We start from the raw sequence: 17622 nt of genomic DNA on the forward strand, positions 1-17622 counted from the left end.
CCCGAGAAATAAACACATTATAGTAAGTAAGGCTTAAGCTCCTCTACATGTATATAGGGGAGCTTTTTGCTATTGGCTCTTTTCGAAAAACTGTTGCTAAAAGAAAGATTTATCGAACTACTCCTCCGTTGTAATGTAATTCATATACCTTTTGACCATCCATTAGGATGGTTTCATTCCCATGAAAGCAGTCAATATTACCTTCGTACTCATTTTTGAAAATGTAATTATCGGATTCAAAATGTTTTGGACCACGATATATCGACTTTGTATCGACCAACCTTAGCGCTTGTCGAAGGAAGCCATATATCGGACCAATGACATCCCAATTTGCGTTCTGGGTAATGACCCCGCCTGAATAGACCATTGACCAAATCGCACGACTCTCAAATTCAACCGTTTCTTGTCCAATAAAGAAACCCGAGCCAAAGTAAATATCTCGATAAAAATAATCGCCACTATGGTATTCCAGTTGTTTTGAACCGTTTAGTAATGGTTGTACCGATGCACCATCACCCTGGAATGCATAAGTGCTTCTTTTGGCTTCTACAAGAAATGTAATAAGATGTTCCTGATTAATAGACATGAACCCCTCCGTTACTATGACTTCTAATAACTTGGACAGAATTAAAATTTACTTCTTAAACAAGCATCTAAACCATATCTCGCTTACAAAGTTGTTTTTCAAGGTTCTTTTGCAGTTCCAAGAAACGGAATCACATTAATTTTTGTATGGCTTGGAATTAGTGAAGTTGTTTAGCTTTCGGTAAATCACTCACTAAAATCTCCATAAACAGAACGCCAGGCCATTATTATCCAATGGATCCCAAACATATGTTCTGATCTATTTTAACACAAGCTCCTAATAGCAACAATCTTGTAACAAGAACTTTTTGCTATTTATGAAACCTCATTCTTGACGTCTTTGCTATCCCTCATGATATCGGTTTGCTGTCAAATTGGAATATTATTCTTGACAGAGCGACACTCTGTAAAGCAAACTACAAACAGAGTGATACTCTGTCAGGGGGTGATCTAGTATGGTTAGAGTGGTTAAGAATCCGGAAGAGAGAAGAGAAGAATTAATTGATATTGCTATTAAGTTATTCATGGAGAACGGGTACGAGAATACTTCTGTCAAATCGATTTATACGGAGGTGAACGGCTCATTCGGAATGTTTTATCATCACTTTAAATCGAAGGAAGAAATCTTTGAAGCGGCAATGAACAAATACACAGACCTGTTTGTGGAGAAAATAGGCGCCATTTTGCAGAACACAGAAATTCCTTTTGAACAACGGTATCAACTTGTATTCTCTCATTGGCTAGGATTAATAAATGGGCGCGATAAAGTGCGCGGTACCCAACATGACGAAGAGGTCTTCAGATTGCTATCAGGGAAAATGTTGAGTGGAGCTGTTGATCCTGTCATTTTATATATTGAAGAAGGTATTACAAAGGGGTTGATGAAAACAGACGATAGTCGTCAATCAGCAATTATATTAGTCTATGGAATCTTTGGGCTGCTACAAGAGGAGAGAAAGCGTGTAGCATCTAGTGAGAATGCTCCTCATATTTTCAAACAGGTATCAAAGCTGATCTCTTTATTACTTGGAGCAGATGAAAATAAATGCGACCTCTTGAAAGGGTGAAAGTATGAAGAATGATTTGTTAACAATCGGTCCGTTGACTATTCACGGATATGGCTTGATGATCGCAATCGGTATCCTTGCAGCTTGTTTGGTCGCTTCTTATCGGGCAAAGCGTCTTGATCTAAATGCCGACCACATTGCTTCCTTGACCCTGTGGTCTCTGTTAGGTGGAGTGCTAGGTGCAAAACTTCTGTACTGGTTCACACAATTAAACAATATCATACAGAATCCTAAGATTTTGTTAAACTTCACAGAAGGATTCGTGGTCTATGGAGGTATTATTGGAGGTATCCTTGCTGGTTATTTGTATTGCAGAATAAAGAAATTGAATTTCTTGAAATATTTCGATTTACTTATACCCTCAGTAGCGCTCGCACAGGGGTTTGGACGAATTGGGTGCTTTTTGGCTGGCTGCTGTTATGGTATGGAAACAACAAGTCATTTTGGAGTGATATTCCCTGAACATTCTCTTGCTCCTAGTGGAGTAGCATTAATACCTACGCAGCTAATTTCCAGCGGCTTAGATTTTCTGCTTTTCACAGCATTAGTATTGTTTGCTAAAAAGAAGACGAGAGACGGTCAGGTAGCCGCACTCTATCTAATCTTATACAGTGCAGGGAGATTTGTTCTTGAATTTTTCAGAGGAGACTTGGTCAGAGGTCATGTTGGCGCACTTACGACTTCGCAATTTATATCGATATTTATATTTCTTTTTAGTATTGGTCTGATGATTGTTTCAGTAAGAAAAAAGAAATTGAAATAGGCTCATCCTCGCTAATTAACATGAAGCTGTGAATCTGAGAATTTGAATGGATAAGGATGTGGTTGTATTAAACTTTATATACGTTTGGTCAGCCTTTTTCTGATAGCGGTAATGTTAATTTATCCGATTTCTACCGTAACTGCACTAGATCGTGTGAGTAGCGAGAATTTAGAAGAGTCAAAGCTTGAATTAGTAATGGAGTACACAAGCAATCAGTTGAAGATGAATGACATCGTTGGCGGCGTCATAGGAGTCGTACATAAAGATAAGCTTGTGAGAACAGAAAGTTATGGTGTTGCTGACCTGGAACTTAAGAGTAAGCCATCTTCTAAAACAATTTACTTTGCGGCATCCATCACAAAAGCATTAACAGCAACTTCTATTCTGAAATTGTACAGTGAGGGATTACTGGATATCGATCAGCCGGTTAAATCATACATTCCGTGGTTTAGCTTTAAAAATCAAGAAATGTCTGATCAAGTAACGGTTAAGCACTTATTGATCCATGCTGCAGGTGGAGTGACTTCATCCCAGACAGATGGGCTAGTATTCGGAAATGATCAATCTAAGGATTCGATAGAGCAATATGTTCGATTGTTTAATCGAGTGCATATGCCGGAGTCCCCCGGACAAACCGGGAATTACTGTAATGCATGTTATGATGCACTAGGGCTTGTCATTGAGTATGTAACAGGGATGAGCTATTACGACTATATGGATCAGAGTATATTCGATCCACTGCAAATGAATGACACAATGTATGGAAGAGACCTAGGCAACATCCGTGAGGAGAGTATTGCGAAAGAGTATACATGGTTTTTTGCGAAAAAGCAGCATCTAGAACGTTCTTATGAATCATTTGGAACGAGTCAAGATCCAGATGGAGGAGCGTATAGTACCATTGAAGATCTAGGCAAATATTTATCATTTCTGCTTGGGTATTCTGACGTATTATTAATGGATCAAAGTACAATGGAATTGATGAAGTCTAAGGGAGTTCCGACAGAAACAAACACAGCCTCCTACACAATTGGTGGATTTGAAGCAAAGCAACTTCATCAAGTTGATGTGTATTACAAAACAGGGGATGGAATAGGATCTTCAACAGCTATTTTATTTATACCGAAATATGATCTGGGTATAGCGTTGTTGCTTGGTGAATCCCGTCCGGAGATTCAACAACAATTAATAGAAGATGCGGCAAGCATTATGATGGGATATTCCCCGGTGTCTCCAGGAGCATCAATGACATTCGGGAAAGTAATTGGATATATAGCATGGATTCTAGTTGCTGTGGGTACTTTTTTGATGGTTATCATGATATGGAGAGTAATGAAGAAGAAAGTATACACAAGTAATATGTGGCGTGCATTCATCGGTTTCATGGTATATGGCGTGCTGGCTTTCTTCTTATGGTATTTAATCTTAACCGTTCGACCGTTTTCTTTTGGTTTTTATGGATATCCATATGATATTGCAATTGGGCTAATTTTCATAATATTGATGTCGAGCTTATGGTCTATCTATTATTTATTCATTATAATCACGCGAAGATACGTGAAGGTACTTAATCGTCAGATGAAGAATACATAAAGATAGAATCGTAAATATTGTGGATTAAATGATCGGATACTGATAGATTGGAGGATCCATATATTATGGCCCATGAAGTAGTGATCGGCATTGATGGTGGCGGAACGCAAACCCGTGTAATGATTAGTGATTTGGAAGGTCATATTTTATCCTATTCAGAAGGTGGGGCTTCGTCGATCCATAAAGATAAGGATGCTCATATAAATGTACAACAAACGATTCAGTTGGCACTCACAGAAGCGGGTTGCAGCGTTGAACAAGTTAAAGGGGTTTGTGCAGGGATCGCAGGTTACGAATCTGAGGAAGATTTGACATGGGTAACACGTTTAACCGATCTAGATGATTTGCACTGCCCCATAGAGTATGTGAATGATTCGGTTGTTGCACATGCAGGAGCATTCTTGGGAGAACCGGGTATTGTCGTTGTGGCAGGAACGGGTTCGATTATTAATGCGATTAATGAAAATGAAATTCAAATCAAAAACGTTGATTTCCAGCATTATGCGGCGAGTGCAGCAAGATTTCTCTCGTATGATGCAATCTACGAAATATTAGCGGGGAATATCGAGCAATCAGATGAGACGTTCATACATAATGTACTCGCCTACTGGAATGTGGAAAATAAAGACCAACTTCGCGATTTAGCTGCTCAAGGTTTTATAGCGGATCGAAGAGAACGTGATAAAAAGTTCGGAGAGATGGCTTCAGTTGTCACATATGCCGCGCAGCAAGGTAGTCGATTAGCTCAGTTCGTATGTGATAAACCAATGCGAGAAATCATGGTCGGTGTAGATATTTTGGGCTCGTTTTTCGAATCTGATCTGGTATATGTTACAGGAATTGGTGGTGTCATTAAAAGCCCGTATATGAAAACTAGGTTTATTGAAAGTTTAGAATCCGGAAAAAATAAAAGGTATCAGTTTAAGAATCCTGAGATGTCCGCGGTATCGGGTGCCGTGATTCGAGCGCTGCGAAAACTAGACATTCCAGTTGATGATAATACGATTCGTTGTATAAGGATGCATCCTCAATCGACTTGGTAGAAGAGATGTTGCATTATCGCTCCTTAATCGTTGAAGTTTGGTTAGTTCGTAATTGATGGGGTAAGTAGATAGAACAATCCCTAGAACAATTACGGGTAGATAGACGGAGACAAAGGAGCGGATACTACATGATTAACAACATGAACAAGATGCAGAATAAAGTAGCGGTTGTAACGGGAGCTGGTTCAGGGATAGGCAAAGCAACAGCTATTCGTTTCGCCGCAGAAGGTGCTAAGGTAAGCCTCATCGACAGAAATGAACAGACAGTGCGTGAGACTGAGAAAGAAATCAAAAGCGCAGGCGGGGAAGCTCACAGCTTTACGGCCAATATTGCGATGCCCGAGGAAATCAGTCAGGCGATCAAGGGAACTGCTGAGAAGTGGGGTTCAGTCGATGTTCTTTTCGCCAATGCTGGGATCTTGGGTATGATCTCACCGATCGAATATTTTTCGAGTGAAGAATGGGCACATACGATCACGAATAATATGGTCGGTACTTTTGAGACCGTTAAACAAGTCATTCCTTATATGAAGGAAAAAGGCGGCTCGATTGTCGTAACTAGCTCGGTTAGCGGTAATCGGCAGATCGCTCAGGCAGGCTTTTCCGCTTATAGTACTTCGAAAGCTGGTATAGCCGTATTGGCTGAAATGGCAGCGCTAGAACTTGCCCAGTATAAAATTCGTGTTAACACGGTTTGCCCTGGAATGATTGACACAAATATTATTGATTCTCAGAAGGAATCGAAGTATATTAACGAGGTTAAATTTCCGTTTGATATTCCCGAGAATGGCATCCCGTTAACACACGGTCCGGGTCAGCCAGAGGAAGTCGCGAATGTTGTCCTTTTTCTTGCATCTGATGAAGCAGCGCATGTTACTGGAACTAAAGTCTTTGTTGACGGTGCGGAAACACTGATTAAAGGCTGAGATAACAAGATAGAACTTCTACTAAAAAACGCATTCTACTTCACGTAGAGTGTGTTTTTTACTTTATACAAATATATATTCAAACTTGAGAGATGAAAATTAATAGAGCAAAGACACATCCTTTCCGTATATAGTTAAAATAAATCTTGAATGAAGGCACTTTTTTAAAAAGCGAATTGTTATAGATATAGATTCACAAGAGGGAGGTGAGAACAACGTCACCATATCAAGTACATGACCAGCAGCAAATAGAAGCGATCATCAATCAAGTTCAAAAAGGAGATAAGGAGCAGTTTGTTGCAATTATTGAGACTTTTCAGCAGCCAATATACCGTTATTGCTGTCATATGCTCAGAAATAAACAAGACGCTGAGGATGCCGTACAGGATGTATTCGTTAAAGCTTATCAATCGATTGCGAGATATAAACCTGAAGCGAGTTTCTCTGCTTGGTTGTACAGGATTGCGTGTAATCATTGCCTCAATCTTATACGCCGACGAAAAATGCAAAATCACGTGATGCGGTTCTTTAATCGGGAAGCTTCGGCCGCAAGTCCAGAACAAGAGCTTGATGATCGTCTATACAGTTACTCGTTAACTCAAGCATTAGAAAAGCTGTCACTAGAGGAGCGGAATATTCTTGTGCTTCGAGTATTTGAGGAAATGACGTTTGTTGAGATGAGCCAAGTTCTAGGTAGCAGCCCCAATGCTCTACATAAACGAATGGATCGTATTAAGACAAAAGTTCAAGAAGCAATGATCAAGGAGGGGGAGATATCTTGCAACGAAAGGGAAACGATTTTGAATACGAAGATATAAGGCTGGAAGCGATACCTCAAGAAAGTATGCCGAAGATTGAAATAACGAATCAGGTTATGCAGCGGATCGATGAAATTCAACCGAAACGGCTCTTTTGGGGGCGAAAATGGATGTGGAGCAGAGGACTGGTCACTGGAATCGCTACTCTATTCTTGTTCTCTATGACCGCATATGCAGCGTCTGAGTATATCCAAATTAGAAATTCATCAGGGGTTGTCAAAGTACAATATGCTGAGCCACAACAGTTTAAGAAAGAGTCAGCTCAGGTTAAAAAATACTATTCGCAAGCGATGAAGGTTGCTAAGCCCGGAGAATTAATTGCTTATAGCATTAAGAACGCTAGAAATAAAGGCTTGTCGGAAAATATGATCCATTTTGCATACAAGGAACTTCGTATAACAGAGTATTCATCATTCTCAAAAGAAAACCAAAGGACTAAAACACCTATTTTCCCGAAGACAGTCAATGGTTATGAATTTGAGCATGGGACAATATGGCCCAATACTTATTCAATAAGTGAATCTGGGAAAGATAGCGCTCGCTATCATGAAATCCAGAAGGAACTTGATCATGTAAACAATTCAGGTAAAGCTGATATTGTTACAAAGTCCGTCACTTGGAATGAAGCAGGTTCAATAACCGCTACATATACCAAGAATAATGCCCATATTGGTATATCAGCTGTATTATTACAAGGCGGTCATATGAAAGTTGAGCAGCAACCTGAAAACAAGGCCAATACGGTTCTGGTAGAAGGAAGAGAAGTTATATTTAATAGTGTGAACAGAGAGGATAAAATTAGCTACCACTATTTAAATTGGTTCAATGAAGAACAAGACGCCTATTATACAATAACCACTTACGGAGATCGCGCATTGTCACGTGAAAAGCTGATTCAGTTGGCTAGAGATTTGATTAAGGAAGGATTATAAAGAATTTGTCTTAATGCATCAGAAAAGGAATAATGCTAATGAACCGCTCTTGCTAGAGCGGTTTTATTTATTTACAAATGCAGGAATATGGATTATATTGTCGAAAAACAACGGTTACGAATCATGCAATATATGGAGGACTTATATAGTGGCGAATATACTGGTGGTCGAGGATGAAAAACCGATTAGTGATTTAATTACGATGAATTTAAAGCTTGTGGGTCATCAGTTCGTTAAGGCATTTAGTGGAGCAGAAATGTTGCCGATATTGGAACAAGAACAATTTGATCTGATATTACTAGACGTTATGCTGCCTGGACTAGATGGTTTTGAAATGATACGTCGTATACGGCATCATCATGTTCCGGTCATTTTCATTACCGCTAGAGACTCATTAGCTGACCGAATTACAGGATTTGATCTAGGTGCTGAGGATTATATTATAAAGCCATTTGAAATTCTTGAACTACTTGCACGGATAAATGTGGTTCTACGACGGAATGTACAGGAACATACAGAATTTATGGCTGACGGTGTTGATGTCCATTTGGCGGCACGAAAGATATATAAAGATGGAGAAATAGTAGAACTAACTGCTAGAGAATTTGACCTGCTTGAGGTATTAATTCAGAATCGAAATATTGCGTTATCTCGAGAAAAATTACTGGAACTGGCATGGGGATATGAATTTGAAGGAGATACACGAACCGTGGATGTACATATCAGACAGTTACGGAAAAAGCTAGGGTGGGAAGAACGTATTAAAACGGTTTTTAAGCTTGGTTACCGATTAGAATCGGAGGGGTGAACCATGCGATTTTGGCAGAAGACACTCCTGGTTATGCTTACGCTATTTATAGTAACCCTGGATTTTAGTGTCGTTATGATTATGAAAAAGAGTTGGCAACTTAACATGGAAAGAGAAGTTCAGCGGGCTTCCAGTGAGCAGGCATTGATTGCTAACAACATCTATGAAAATTTGAATTCTATAAGATCTCGGGGGATGACGATTAATGAGACCGTATTATACGATGTCGCGTCCTCTTACGCAGAATACTACAAGCATCAAGGTATTACATTGCAGCTCTGGAATCAGGATAAGGTCGTATTCTCGGAGGATGCCGTTAAATCTAATTCATCGAATAATAGTGAAGAGAACGCCAGTCAGGATGAACAAAACGTTCGGGGAGTTACGATATCCAATAGGATGCCAGCGCCGTACGAGTACCTCTCTCTGACTTACGAGCGGGATATTGAAGAGTTATATGCGAGACAAAACGAATTGAATCGTTATTTTATATATATTAATCTTATTGCTGTTCCTATTCTGGTAACACTGCTATACGTTCTGATTAAACAGTTGACTAAACCTTTACGGCAGCTATCCAACACGACAAAGAATATCGCAGATGGGGATTATGGACAGCGGGTAAGTTTAAAGAACAACGATGAATTTGGTGAGTTGGCCAAAAATTTCAATCGTATGGCTGAAGCTGTAGAACAGCATATAACTGAGCTTTCAACGATGGCTGAAGAGAAGCAACGAATAGTCGATAACCTTGCCCACGAATTGCGGACACCTCTGACAAGCATGCAAGGATTCGCGCAATATTTAAACGCTGCAAATATTGGAGAGGAAGAGCGAATGACTGCAAGCGGCTATATTTGGAGTGAAACGCTGCGACTAAAGAATCTGGTATTTAAGTTGCTGGATCTGTCTGTGCTGAGTCACCAACCCATTGAACGGAAGCACGTATCTGTTGAACAATTATTTGAGTCCGTCCGGAAGACGGAGCTTCATCAATTGGAGCAGGCGGGCATTAATCTCGTTTTACACACGGACATTGATTGTGTATGGGGCGATGAGGATCTACTCGCTTCCTTTTTGGTAAACTGCATTGAGAATGCAATCCACGTTTCAAGCGAAGGATCCATTATTAGGCTGCTTGCTTATGAGGAAAATGCCAAAACAATATTAGAAGTACAGGACTACGGTAGAGGAATGAGTGCCGATCATGTAGAGCATGTGTTTGAGCCATTTTACCGAGTCGATAACGCCCGTTCGAGAGAGCATGGTGGAGCGGGACTTGGTTTATCATTATGTCGACAGATTGCCAGTGCCCATCAAGCAGAACTGGAACTCAAATCAGAGGAAAGAATCGGTACTAGAATTCGAATGATTTTACAACTTCCTAACATCGAGCTTCTTACTTCTTAACATGTATACATTAAGGTATACACATAAGGCGGACAAGCCTACTAATAAGTTGGAGGTTTTAGATGTGAACAAAAAGGATGTCACCAGTGCTCTAAAGGTAATCGCCATCTCTAGTGTATTACTGGCAGTTAGCACATTAACAGTCTTACATATTGTTACGTCCACGGAAGTGGATTGGCAAGCACCGGACCAATATGTGGAGTCTAAGGATCAAATTGTACCGGAAGTGACTCTAGCAAGCAGCAACGTTCCAGTGTTGAAGGTAGAAGCGAAGAATCCAGTATCAACAATTAAAGAATATATGGAAAAGACGCTGACGGATGAAGATATTCAGCTTATTTATAATTATGCGGACAACAATACGAATGCTGGGCCTCTAAGTAACCGTAAAATGAGCGATCAAGAAGTTAAACGAATGAGAGTGTTAAATGATCAATATACGTATGAAGGAATTCGTCCTGAAAAAGAATTACCTCTTAAAGCTGGAGACTACAACTTTTACTTTGATATCAATAAGGACACCTATTACTATCCGATTCGACCATTAACAGACGAGGAATTATTACAATACATTGATTGGATTGAGAAAATAAACTACACCCTTTCTAAAAGGATTGTACCGCTTAAACCAGATACGAAAGATATAACTGAAGCATCTGCCGTGAAAAAAGCGAAAGAAAGTATAAGCAAACTGTATGATGGAGATGTATCCGAACTCGAAATGTTTGTGTCTTATATGAAACTTGGTCCTGAGCAAAAGGGAGTGTGGTTCGTCCTATTCCAGCCTTACATGTTTAATCAAGTGGATGCCAGTGGAGAGACATACATCAAATATGATGTTACCATTGATTCTTTAAGCGGTGCAGTGATTGACTCTTCAAGATTTATTTCTAAGAATAAATTAACCCCAATACCAACAAGGGTCAGTGAGCAAATCAAACACGACCAAAGTTGGATTACTAGGGCAAAGACGATCGTTAAACAGAAGCAAGGCGAAGAAAGGTCGATTGTAAAAGCATCGCGTATTCAAGATGATAAATATGATAAACGTGGTATCGTTGCCATTTCAATCGAACTGGAAGATGGAAGTAAATATGTAGCAGAAATGAAATATCCTCAGAAAATATTAAGAAGTCTCATTTATGAACCAGCTGTAAAGCTAAAGTAATCGGATTCGAGAGTTGAAAGATATAATGAAGGGACCGCAGATTAATGCGGTTTCTTTTTTTGTGTGATGGGTTTAATGTTGTCCATAATAATTAGTTTACATAATATATATAATGTTAACTAAAGATTCTTGTTCGGTTAAAGTTAACATAAATTTTATTATGTAAACTAGTATAAGACTAAATCGTTACTGGGTTCTCGCTATCAAATTACAACCTACACTTAACGCATTAAAAAAGCAGCAACCCTTGGTCAGATTTGCTGCTGGCAGTAAATATCTTGTTGATCTGACACTTTACCTATAATGATAATTGAACCACAAAAAGGAATATAATTAATTCCTCTATTATGGGTTAGGTTAACAATAGAGAATTCTAATTTAACTATAACAATCCATACGTGAGCGTTCCCAACATACAAGGACTTCCCACGAACCAGTAGGTAATCAAACGCATATTAAATCGATCTAAAAGACTGAAATAACTCCTGAAAAACAACTCAGTTTAATCAAAATCACCGCTTTTTGGCTTCGGATAACAAGGACATAACACCAACAAAAACTGCGTATAACATAAATTATACGCAGTTTTTGATTAAAGGCATTTTTATATTTGACAGTGGACAAGTGTTCGAATCAATTTGCAATGCTGTGACTTTTTTTAGACTATATATTCGTCAATATTCAAAAAAACATGCAAGGAATAATATCCCACTATCAAACCATTCGCTATATCTATATAATTTCTTCTATCGTTAAAAATGACCAATACAGGAGGATATTTGATCTGAAATGAACTTAGATATTAGTGAGGTGAAAAAATGAAGAAAAGTTATTCAAATGCGTTTATGTTCTTCTCCGTTATTCTGAATGTTGTTTTATTAGTTATTGTAATAAATCAAAATTTCAATGTGTTTGGTTCAAAAGATAAAATCTCTGATACATACTATAGTTTCTATCAAAGTGTAAAAACTTTGGATCGGTCGCTAGATCAAATAGATGAGTCTATTGAAATTAAGAAGATTAATGAAAATATGTATAGCGCCAATATGAGATTGAATTTTGTATATGATCGATATTTAGTGCTTGAGGATAGTGTAGGGGAGCACACCCGATTAGATTTCCCTGATGTTAAAGTCAAATTAAGTTATCTTAAGTATGGTTACGAGTCATTCATGTTAGGTCAACTGCTCAAAAGCGATGAATATTCTTCCGAAGCATTTAAAGAGTTTAGAAAAGAGATCAAAGACTTTTCAGGAAATCTACCTGAAGAATATAATAACTCTAAAGAGTTTGTCCAAAAGTTCAACGAGGCTATCAAATCTTTGTATCTTATCCAACCTATTTAATTGTTAAAAAATCATACAAACCTAAAGAACCAGACGACGAAAATCAATCGCGTCTGGTTCTTTAGGTTTTGGCGTTCTTCAGAGATAACGAATAGATACATCTTTAAACCGACCAATTGTCATTTTAGGCATTTTGAGTTGCAGCGATCCTTGCTTAAATGTTGCTTTACTTTGCTCTGGAATGATCGGTGTCGGTAATTGAATGATTTGATTTTCATCATTATCATCAAAACCATTAATTCGGATTTGCGTACGGTTTAGCTGTACCCATAAATTTTCGGGGTGGATTTTTTTCGGTACACGTATTTTTGTAATTAATAAATGATGTGTATCGATATGCTCATAATGCAACTTGGATGAATCTCTTCCTTTTAATGAAGAATTCAAGTTTGCTTCGCGAAGAGCATTCTCTACATATTGATCAACATCATCTGGTTTTATGCTGAGATGTTCTTGAATGGCTTTAAAAGGTAAAAGCTTTTTGAAGAATGGATCCTCGTTGAGCCAATCTAAATCATTTGTTTTTGAACTCATAATTTCCCTCCTTGTTCTTACGTATTATATGGGTGAATGAATTTTTTAGTGACATCTGGGCAGTCATCCACATAGAATGACATAGTTTCAATAAGGGAGAGTGGAATGGTGGTATCCATAATAGGTAATATGAAGATCGATAGCGTCGGCCCCAGCTCCACGGTATTGGTTGGTAATACAGCATCCGTTATTCTGAAAAGTAATAATAAAAATTATGGTGGTGCAAACTCTTTTTCTGTAGGTGACGCCTTTGGAACGGTCATTACGAATAACCAGGCGAGCAGCACGAATACACTGGATACTGACGCTGTTGATCAAATATCTGCAATTTAAGGATGAAGAGTTATGAGCTTGACTGTTTATCAATGTATAACCGTTCAGCAATTAAAGATTGGTACGGTTTCTAATTCATCTGTTTTGCAAATAGGCACTTCTGGATTAATTAAAGCTATGTCGCATGTATATGAGAGTAGAGAGACGAAAGAACAAAGTGCAGACAATCAACAAGAAGAGGAGACAAAACCGCCCATGGTTCCTTTACCAGAGCCTACATTGTCTTTAGAGTAGAATCGTGTTGATATCTGAATCTTTCTATAATCCCCCACATAGAATAGGGCTAGGAGGGGGTTGTATGCATCCTTATTACTTTCAGCAGCTATATCAGGAGATGAAGGCGCAATCTGAGAAAATTGAACGCTTGGAACAGTTTTTACAGGAAATTCGTAAAGATGTGAATGCGATGATGGATAAGAGTCAGACCCATATTGAGCGTTTAGAGTATCATTTCGATCTGTTGAAGATCGAGAAGCTTGAAGGCACTTTGAACATCGGAATGTCACCAAGCAGTACGGAAAAATCATTAGAAGATATTACGGTGAATGGACAGAACTTACAGGAAATTCAGACAGATCCGAATAGAGCCATTTTACTATCGAATATACAAGAGTCTGTGAACCTGTATCTAAATCGTGATATTTCACAGCGCATTAAAAAGACAGCTGAAGAATCGAATAAACAGGTGGACTCCAAATATACCGAGATGATCATTCAGGATCTTCGCAACCAGATCGATGAACGTATTATTTTGTATTTGGATCAACTATTAGCTGATAAAACGATGAACAAAACTCAAATTCAGAATAAAGTGATTGAGCTGGTTAAGCGAGATATCGATATAGCGGTACAGCAGCATGTGGAACGGGAGTAATCCGGAAAGCAGGAGTAAAAATGAAGCTAAATGTAGTAAACAAACAACTGTCAGTTGGCGCTGTTAAAATTAGTGTGATTTGCAGCTCTTCCGTCTTCTTGGTTGGAGATACGGAAGTGATTAACTGTTCCTCAGTTTATGACGAAGCCAAGGTTACTCTAAATAAAAACCCGGGATATAATGATAATCAATCCATAGATGAAGTGGAACAAAAAGAGAGTAATGAGAAACTCTAAGGTTTTGGGGGTTTCAATTCACCGCATAATGAATAGCTCGGTATTCATTTGTGGGGATTCCGAGATCATTGCTTCAAAAACTCATAGTATAAATGTTCAAAGAGCAGAGGTTACAGGAAGACAAGAGGTTGAGTATTCGGATTACCCAATCTTTCAACAGAATATACCGCAATGGGCTGCGGAGGACGAGGAATATATAACGAAATCCACGGTTCATGAGGGATCAGCTATTACAATCGGTGCTGTTAAGATCCTGCTCGTCCAAGATGGATCAACCTTTCAGGTCGGTACAAATCAACAGATACATCTGGAGAGCCGCCTCCAGAAGATTGAAGAAACACCTCTAAATATAACGGATACTACTGAATAATTAATTATCAAAAACCAAATCAATTTCAATAACCTTAACTCATAACATAAGTCTGTTCTCCATATATTCTGAACAGGCTTTTTGGGTTGTATTAATCCTTCGAATAGTCGTTTATGGGCAACGTGCGGACTAATTTATGATAAAATAATGATCAGCATAAGGAGGAGAAGCGCTATGTCCGAAGTTAAAGACATCTACGAAGAGCAGCTAGACGCTTTTCTGATCTGGATGAAGGATGCCGGTTATACCATGTATACGCAGAAATCTTACTTGAGCGATGTTTATGAGTTTCTGGAATCGCTGAATGGTAAGAATATAGAACAGGTCAAGAAGCTTCACGTCATATCTTATTTGTCTTCAGTCAGGGAACGAGGTGTAAGTGATTCAACGCGAAACCGTAAACATGCAGCTGTAAATTGTTTTTTTAAAGCCTTAATCGAGATGGAATTGGCGACTCAAAACCCTGCCTCTGGAGTGAAGAAATCTAAGACGGAGTCCAATCGTACGCCATCTTTCTTAAACGAACAGGAATTGATACGTTTCTTTGAGTCAGTACAGGGGAAGTATCGGACACGAAACATCGCTATTTTTCTTCTCATGGCCTACATGGGGCTTCGAATTGGAGAGGTCCATGCGCTTAATTTGTCTGATTTTAACCCAGAGCATAAAACGTTAAATGTATTTGGTAAGGGGCGTAAATGGCGATCCCTTCCGGTGCCTGAGTCTGTCAATCAAATGCTACAGCAAGCAATAGCTGAAAGATTAGAGCCGTGGCGAGCCAAAGAGGAGGCGATGTTCACTTCACAAAAGGGTCGTCGCTTGTCCATACGCTGTATTCAGCAAATCGCTGCTGAGACATTTGAGCGTTTTCAGGCAGATGTACCTAAGCAGCAGAGATTATCCTATTCAAGCCATAAGCTAAGACATTCATTTGCTACCATGTTACTTCGAAAGGGTGCAGATCTAAGGACAGTTCAGGAACTATTAGGACATTCTTCGATACAAACCACGACGATATATACGCATGTGACGAGTCGTGAAAAAGAAGAAGCCATTGCTCGGTTGAATGTTCAACTTCCAACAACCATTAGGTAACATATTAAATATTATGTAAACTAATAATCTTTTATAATAGCATTCTTATCATTTTTAATTCATGATTTGCATGTATATATTTATTCATAATGTTAATAATTAATTACATAAATTAATTTAAAGGTTGATATTTAAAAGAACGTCCGATCACATTCCCGCAGAGGAAAGTGTCGAACGTTCTTTTTTAATTAGTTATGATTTAAGGTTTGCAATCTCTGACTTCAGCTTATCCGCTGATTTATGGAACAGGACTTTCTCTTCATCACTTAGAGGTAAATCCAATACTTCTCTTACTCCTGTGCGGTCAACAACACAAGGGACACCGAGATATACATCGGATACACCGTTATAGTCCTGGAGGAAGGTAGAAACATTAAGAACTGCACTTTCATCCTCTAGGATTGCAGTTACAATCCGATCCAAGGCGAGCGCAATAGCGTAGAATGTCGCACCTTTGGCATTGATGATCGAGTAAGCGGCATTCTTCGTGTTATCAAAAATCTCTTGCTTGTCCTCGTCATTAATATCAAGTCCAATTCCCGCCACATTTGCGAGACTCCATACAGGAACTTCAGAATCTCCATGTTCGCCAATAATATGAGCATGAATACTTCGTGGATCTATTTGTTGGTGTTTACCAAGAAGATAGCGGTAGCGTGCACTATCCAGCAGTGTTCCGGAACCAATTACACGGTTGGCAGGGAAACCGCTAACTTTCAGCGTTACGTATGATAAAATATCAACTGGATTCGTGGCGATGAGCAATATGCCATCTTGATTATATTTCGTTATATTTTGTACGATATCATTAAAAATAGAAGCATTTTTCTTCAAAAGATCGATGCGAGTTTCGCCAGGTTTCTGAGAAGCACCGGCTGTAACGATAATAATATCGGCTCCTGCACAATCAGGATAATCCCCGGCCCATACCTTGACGCCTCCAACGAATGGAAGTCCGTGATTCATATCCAGCGCCTCACCTACAGCCTTATCGTGGTTTACGTCAATCAGTACGATTTCAGCAACACGCTTGCGAAGCAGCAAGGTATAGGCCGTTGTTGTTCCTACCGCACCAGTTCCAATAATAACTGCACGGCTTGGTTTAAAGATTGTTGATTTCACTCAATCATCTCCTTCTCCTAGAATCTTTGGTTTATATGGAAAATGCTGTGACTCATACAATTACTCATTATAGGGGTTAATAACCGAAATGGATATTCTTTACGCGAATTTATTTAAAATATTTTATAAAAATACAATATTTTTAGTCATGAATTCATCGGGGAAAAGTGACAATATGTAAACATTTATACTCCTACTTATCTTTTAGAAGTAGAGTGCACAAAAAAAGAGTCTCCATGATGGAGACTCCTTTTTTTCGTTACGATCAAATGTTATTAAGGTGATTAATTACTCGCCGCTTTGATGACTGGCTTCATCTTTGATTTCCTCTCGGAAACCACGAATACTTTTCTCTCTGCGTTCATTCTTATCCAAAATCTGTTGTTTTTCGGAAGCAGAGATTTCATCACCAAACTCATTGAGATAATCGTTTGCTTCACGATAATTTTCAATGGTGTCCTGTACGGATTTTTGTAAATGAGCAACATTATCTTTGCGGTTGTCTGGTTTTGACATGAGATTCGCCTCCAAAAGTTAGGTTAGTCTGATAGCATGTAAATAACACATTGTGAAGTGTTCCAACCCGGAGCCTACATTAT

The 17622-nt window shown here is 38.8% G+C and carries 21 protein-coding genes; 17 read left to right on the forward strand and 4 right to left on the reverse strand.

From position 1 onward, the window contains the following. Positions 1-109: 109 nt before the first annotated feature. Positions 110-586, reverse strand: coding sequence for a DUF5680 domain-containing protein (locus tag ACFQV5_RS15080; protein WP_379248164.1), 477 nt, complete (start codon positions 584-586; stop codon positions 110-112). 454 nt (positions 587-1040) lie between these two features. Here ACFQV5_RS15080 and ACFQV5_RS15085 point away from each other — a divergent pair, with 454 nt between their 5' ends. The 11 genes from ACFQV5_RS15085 to ACFQV5_RS15135 all read left to right on the forward strand — a co-directional run bounded on the left by ACFQV5_RS15085 (position 1041) and on the right by ACFQV5_RS15135 (position 12459). After that, positions 1041-1652 (forward strand): TetR/AcrR family transcriptional regulator, encoded by a 612-nt coding sequence (locus ACFQV5_RS15085; protein ID WP_379248165.1) that lies wholly within the window; start codon positions 1041-1043, stop codon positions 1650-1652. A gap of 4 nt (positions 1653-1656) precedes the next feature. Next, positions 1657-2415 carry a prolipoprotein diacylglyceryl transferase gene (locus ACFQV5_RS15090; protein WP_379248166.1) on the forward strand — a complete coding sequence of 253 codons (759 nt, stop codon included), beginning with the start codon at positions 1657-1659 and terminating at the stop codon, positions 2413-2415. Between the two features lie 111 nt (positions 2416-2526). Further along, positions 2527-4008, forward strand: coding sequence for a serine hydrolase domain-containing protein (locus tag ACFQV5_RS15095; protein ID WP_379248167.1), 1482 nt, complete (start codon positions 2527-2529; stop codon positions 4006-4008). Positions 4009-4073: 65 nt separating this feature from the next. Then, positions 4074-5051 (forward strand): N-acetylglucosamine kinase, encoded by a 978-nt coding sequence (locus tag ACFQV5_RS15100; protein WP_379248168.1) that lies wholly within the window; start codon positions 4074-4076, stop codon positions 5049-5051. A 128-nt stretch (positions 5052-5179) separates the two neighbouring features. Continuing rightward, positions 5180-5977: an SDR family NAD(P)-dependent oxidoreductase gene (locus ACFQV5_RS15105; protein WP_379248169.1), complete on the forward strand. Its 798-nt coding sequence runs from the start codon at positions 5180-5182 to the stop codon at positions 5975-5977. Between the two features lie 206 nt (positions 5978-6183). Then, complete coding sequence (locus ACFQV5_RS15110; protein ID WP_379248170.1) at positions 6184-6795, forward strand: RNA polymerase sigma factor; 612 nt, start codon at positions 6184-6186, stop codon at positions 6793-6795. Next, entirely contained in the window at positions 6756-7727 is a 972-nt protein-coding gene (locus tag ACFQV5_RS15115) for a hypothetical protein (RefSeq protein WP_379248171.1), read from the forward strand. Before ACFQV5_RS15110 ends, ACFQV5_RS15115 begins: the two co-directional genes overlap by 40 nt. Before the next feature lie 148 nt (positions 7728-7875). Beyond that, entirely contained in the window at positions 7876-8535 is a 660-nt protein-coding gene (locus tag ACFQV5_RS15120) for a response regulator transcription factor (RefSeq protein ID WP_379248172.1), read from the forward strand. Positions 8536-8538: 3 nt separating this feature from the next. Beyond that, on the forward strand, positions 8539-9945 hold the full coding sequence (locus ACFQV5_RS15125) for a sensor histidine kinase (protein WP_379248173.1): 1407 nt from the start codon (positions 8539-8541) through the stop codon (positions 9943-9945). Between the two features lie 64 nt (positions 9946-10009). After that, positions 10010-11113, forward strand: a complete 1104-nt coding sequence (locus tag ACFQV5_RS15130; protein ID WP_379248174.1) for an SH3 domain-containing protein — start codon at positions 10010-10012, stop codon at positions 11111-11113. A gap of 818 nt (positions 11114-11931) precedes the next feature. Continuing rightward, the gene (locus ACFQV5_RS15135) at positions 11932-12459 is read left to right on the forward strand and encodes a hypothetical protein (RefSeq protein ID WP_379248175.1); all 528 of its coding nucleotides are present in this window, start codon (positions 11932-11934) and stop codon (positions 12457-12459) included. 78 nt (positions 12460-12537) lie between these two features. On the opposite strand, the gene ACFQV5_RS15140 is transcribed toward ACFQV5_RS15135, so the two are convergent. After that, complete coding sequence (locus tag ACFQV5_RS15140; protein WP_379248176.1) at positions 12538-12993, reverse strand: Hsp20/alpha crystallin family protein; 456 nt, start codon at positions 12991-12993, stop codon at positions 12538-12540. 105 nt (positions 12994-13098) lie between these two features. Between ACFQV5_RS15140 and ACFQV5_RS15145 the strand changes: the two genes are divergently transcribed. The 6 genes from ACFQV5_RS15145 (at position 13099) to ACFQV5_RS15170 (ending at position 15901) form a co-directional block, all read left to right on the forward strand. Then, complete coding sequence (locus ACFQV5_RS15145) at positions 13099-13326, forward strand: spore germination protein (RefSeq protein ID WP_379248177.1); 228 nt, start codon at positions 13099-13101, stop codon at positions 13324-13326. A gap of 12 nt (positions 13327-13338) precedes the next feature. Then, a complete protein-coding gene (locus ACFQV5_RS15150) occupies positions 13339-13560 on the forward strand; it encodes a spore germination protein GerPB (protein WP_379248178.1) in 222 nt (73 codons plus the stop codon). 64 nt (positions 13561-13624) lie between these two features. Then, complete coding sequence (gene gerPC, locus ACFQV5_RS15155; RefSeq protein WP_379248179.1) at positions 13625-14200, forward strand: spore germination protein GerPC; 576 nt, start codon at positions 13625-13627, stop codon at positions 14198-14200. Positions 14201-14220: 20 nt separating this feature from the next. Beyond that, on the forward strand, positions 14221-14436 hold the full coding sequence (locus tag ACFQV5_RS15160) for a spore gernimation protein GerPD (RefSeq protein WP_379248180.1): 216 nt from the start codon (positions 14221-14223) through the stop codon (positions 14434-14436). 28 nt (positions 14437-14464) lie between these two features. Further along, positions 14465-14806: a spore germination protein GerPE gene (locus tag ACFQV5_RS15165; protein ID WP_379248181.1), complete on the forward strand. Its 342-nt coding sequence runs from the start codon at positions 14465-14467 to the stop codon at positions 14804-14806. A 174-nt stretch (positions 14807-14980) separates the two neighbouring features. Further along, complete coding sequence (locus tag ACFQV5_RS15170; protein WP_379248182.1) at positions 14981-15901, forward strand: tyrosine-type recombinase/integrase; 921 nt, start codon at positions 14981-14983, stop codon at positions 15899-15901. A 192-nt stretch (positions 15902-16093) separates the two neighbouring features. On the opposite strand, the gene ACFQV5_RS15175 is transcribed toward ACFQV5_RS15170, so the two are convergent. Further along, on the reverse strand, positions 16094-17023 hold the full coding sequence (locus tag ACFQV5_RS15175) for an L-lactate dehydrogenase (RefSeq protein WP_379248183.1): 930 nt from the start codon (positions 17021-17023) through the stop codon (positions 16094-16096). Between the two features lie 288 nt (positions 17024-17311). Then, the gene (gene tlp, locus ACFQV5_RS15180; protein WP_379248184.1) at positions 17312-17539 is read right to left on the reverse strand and encodes a small acid-soluble spore protein Tlp; all 228 of its coding nucleotides are present in this window, start codon (positions 17537-17539) and stop codon (positions 17312-17314) included. Positions 17540-17622: the final 83 nt, after the last annotated feature.

The sequence above is a fragment of the Paenibacillus sp. GCM10028914 genome (genome assembly GCF_042666275.1).
Classification (GTDB): Bacteria; Bacillota; Bacilli; order Paenibacillales; family Paenibacillaceae; genus Paenibacillus_AQ.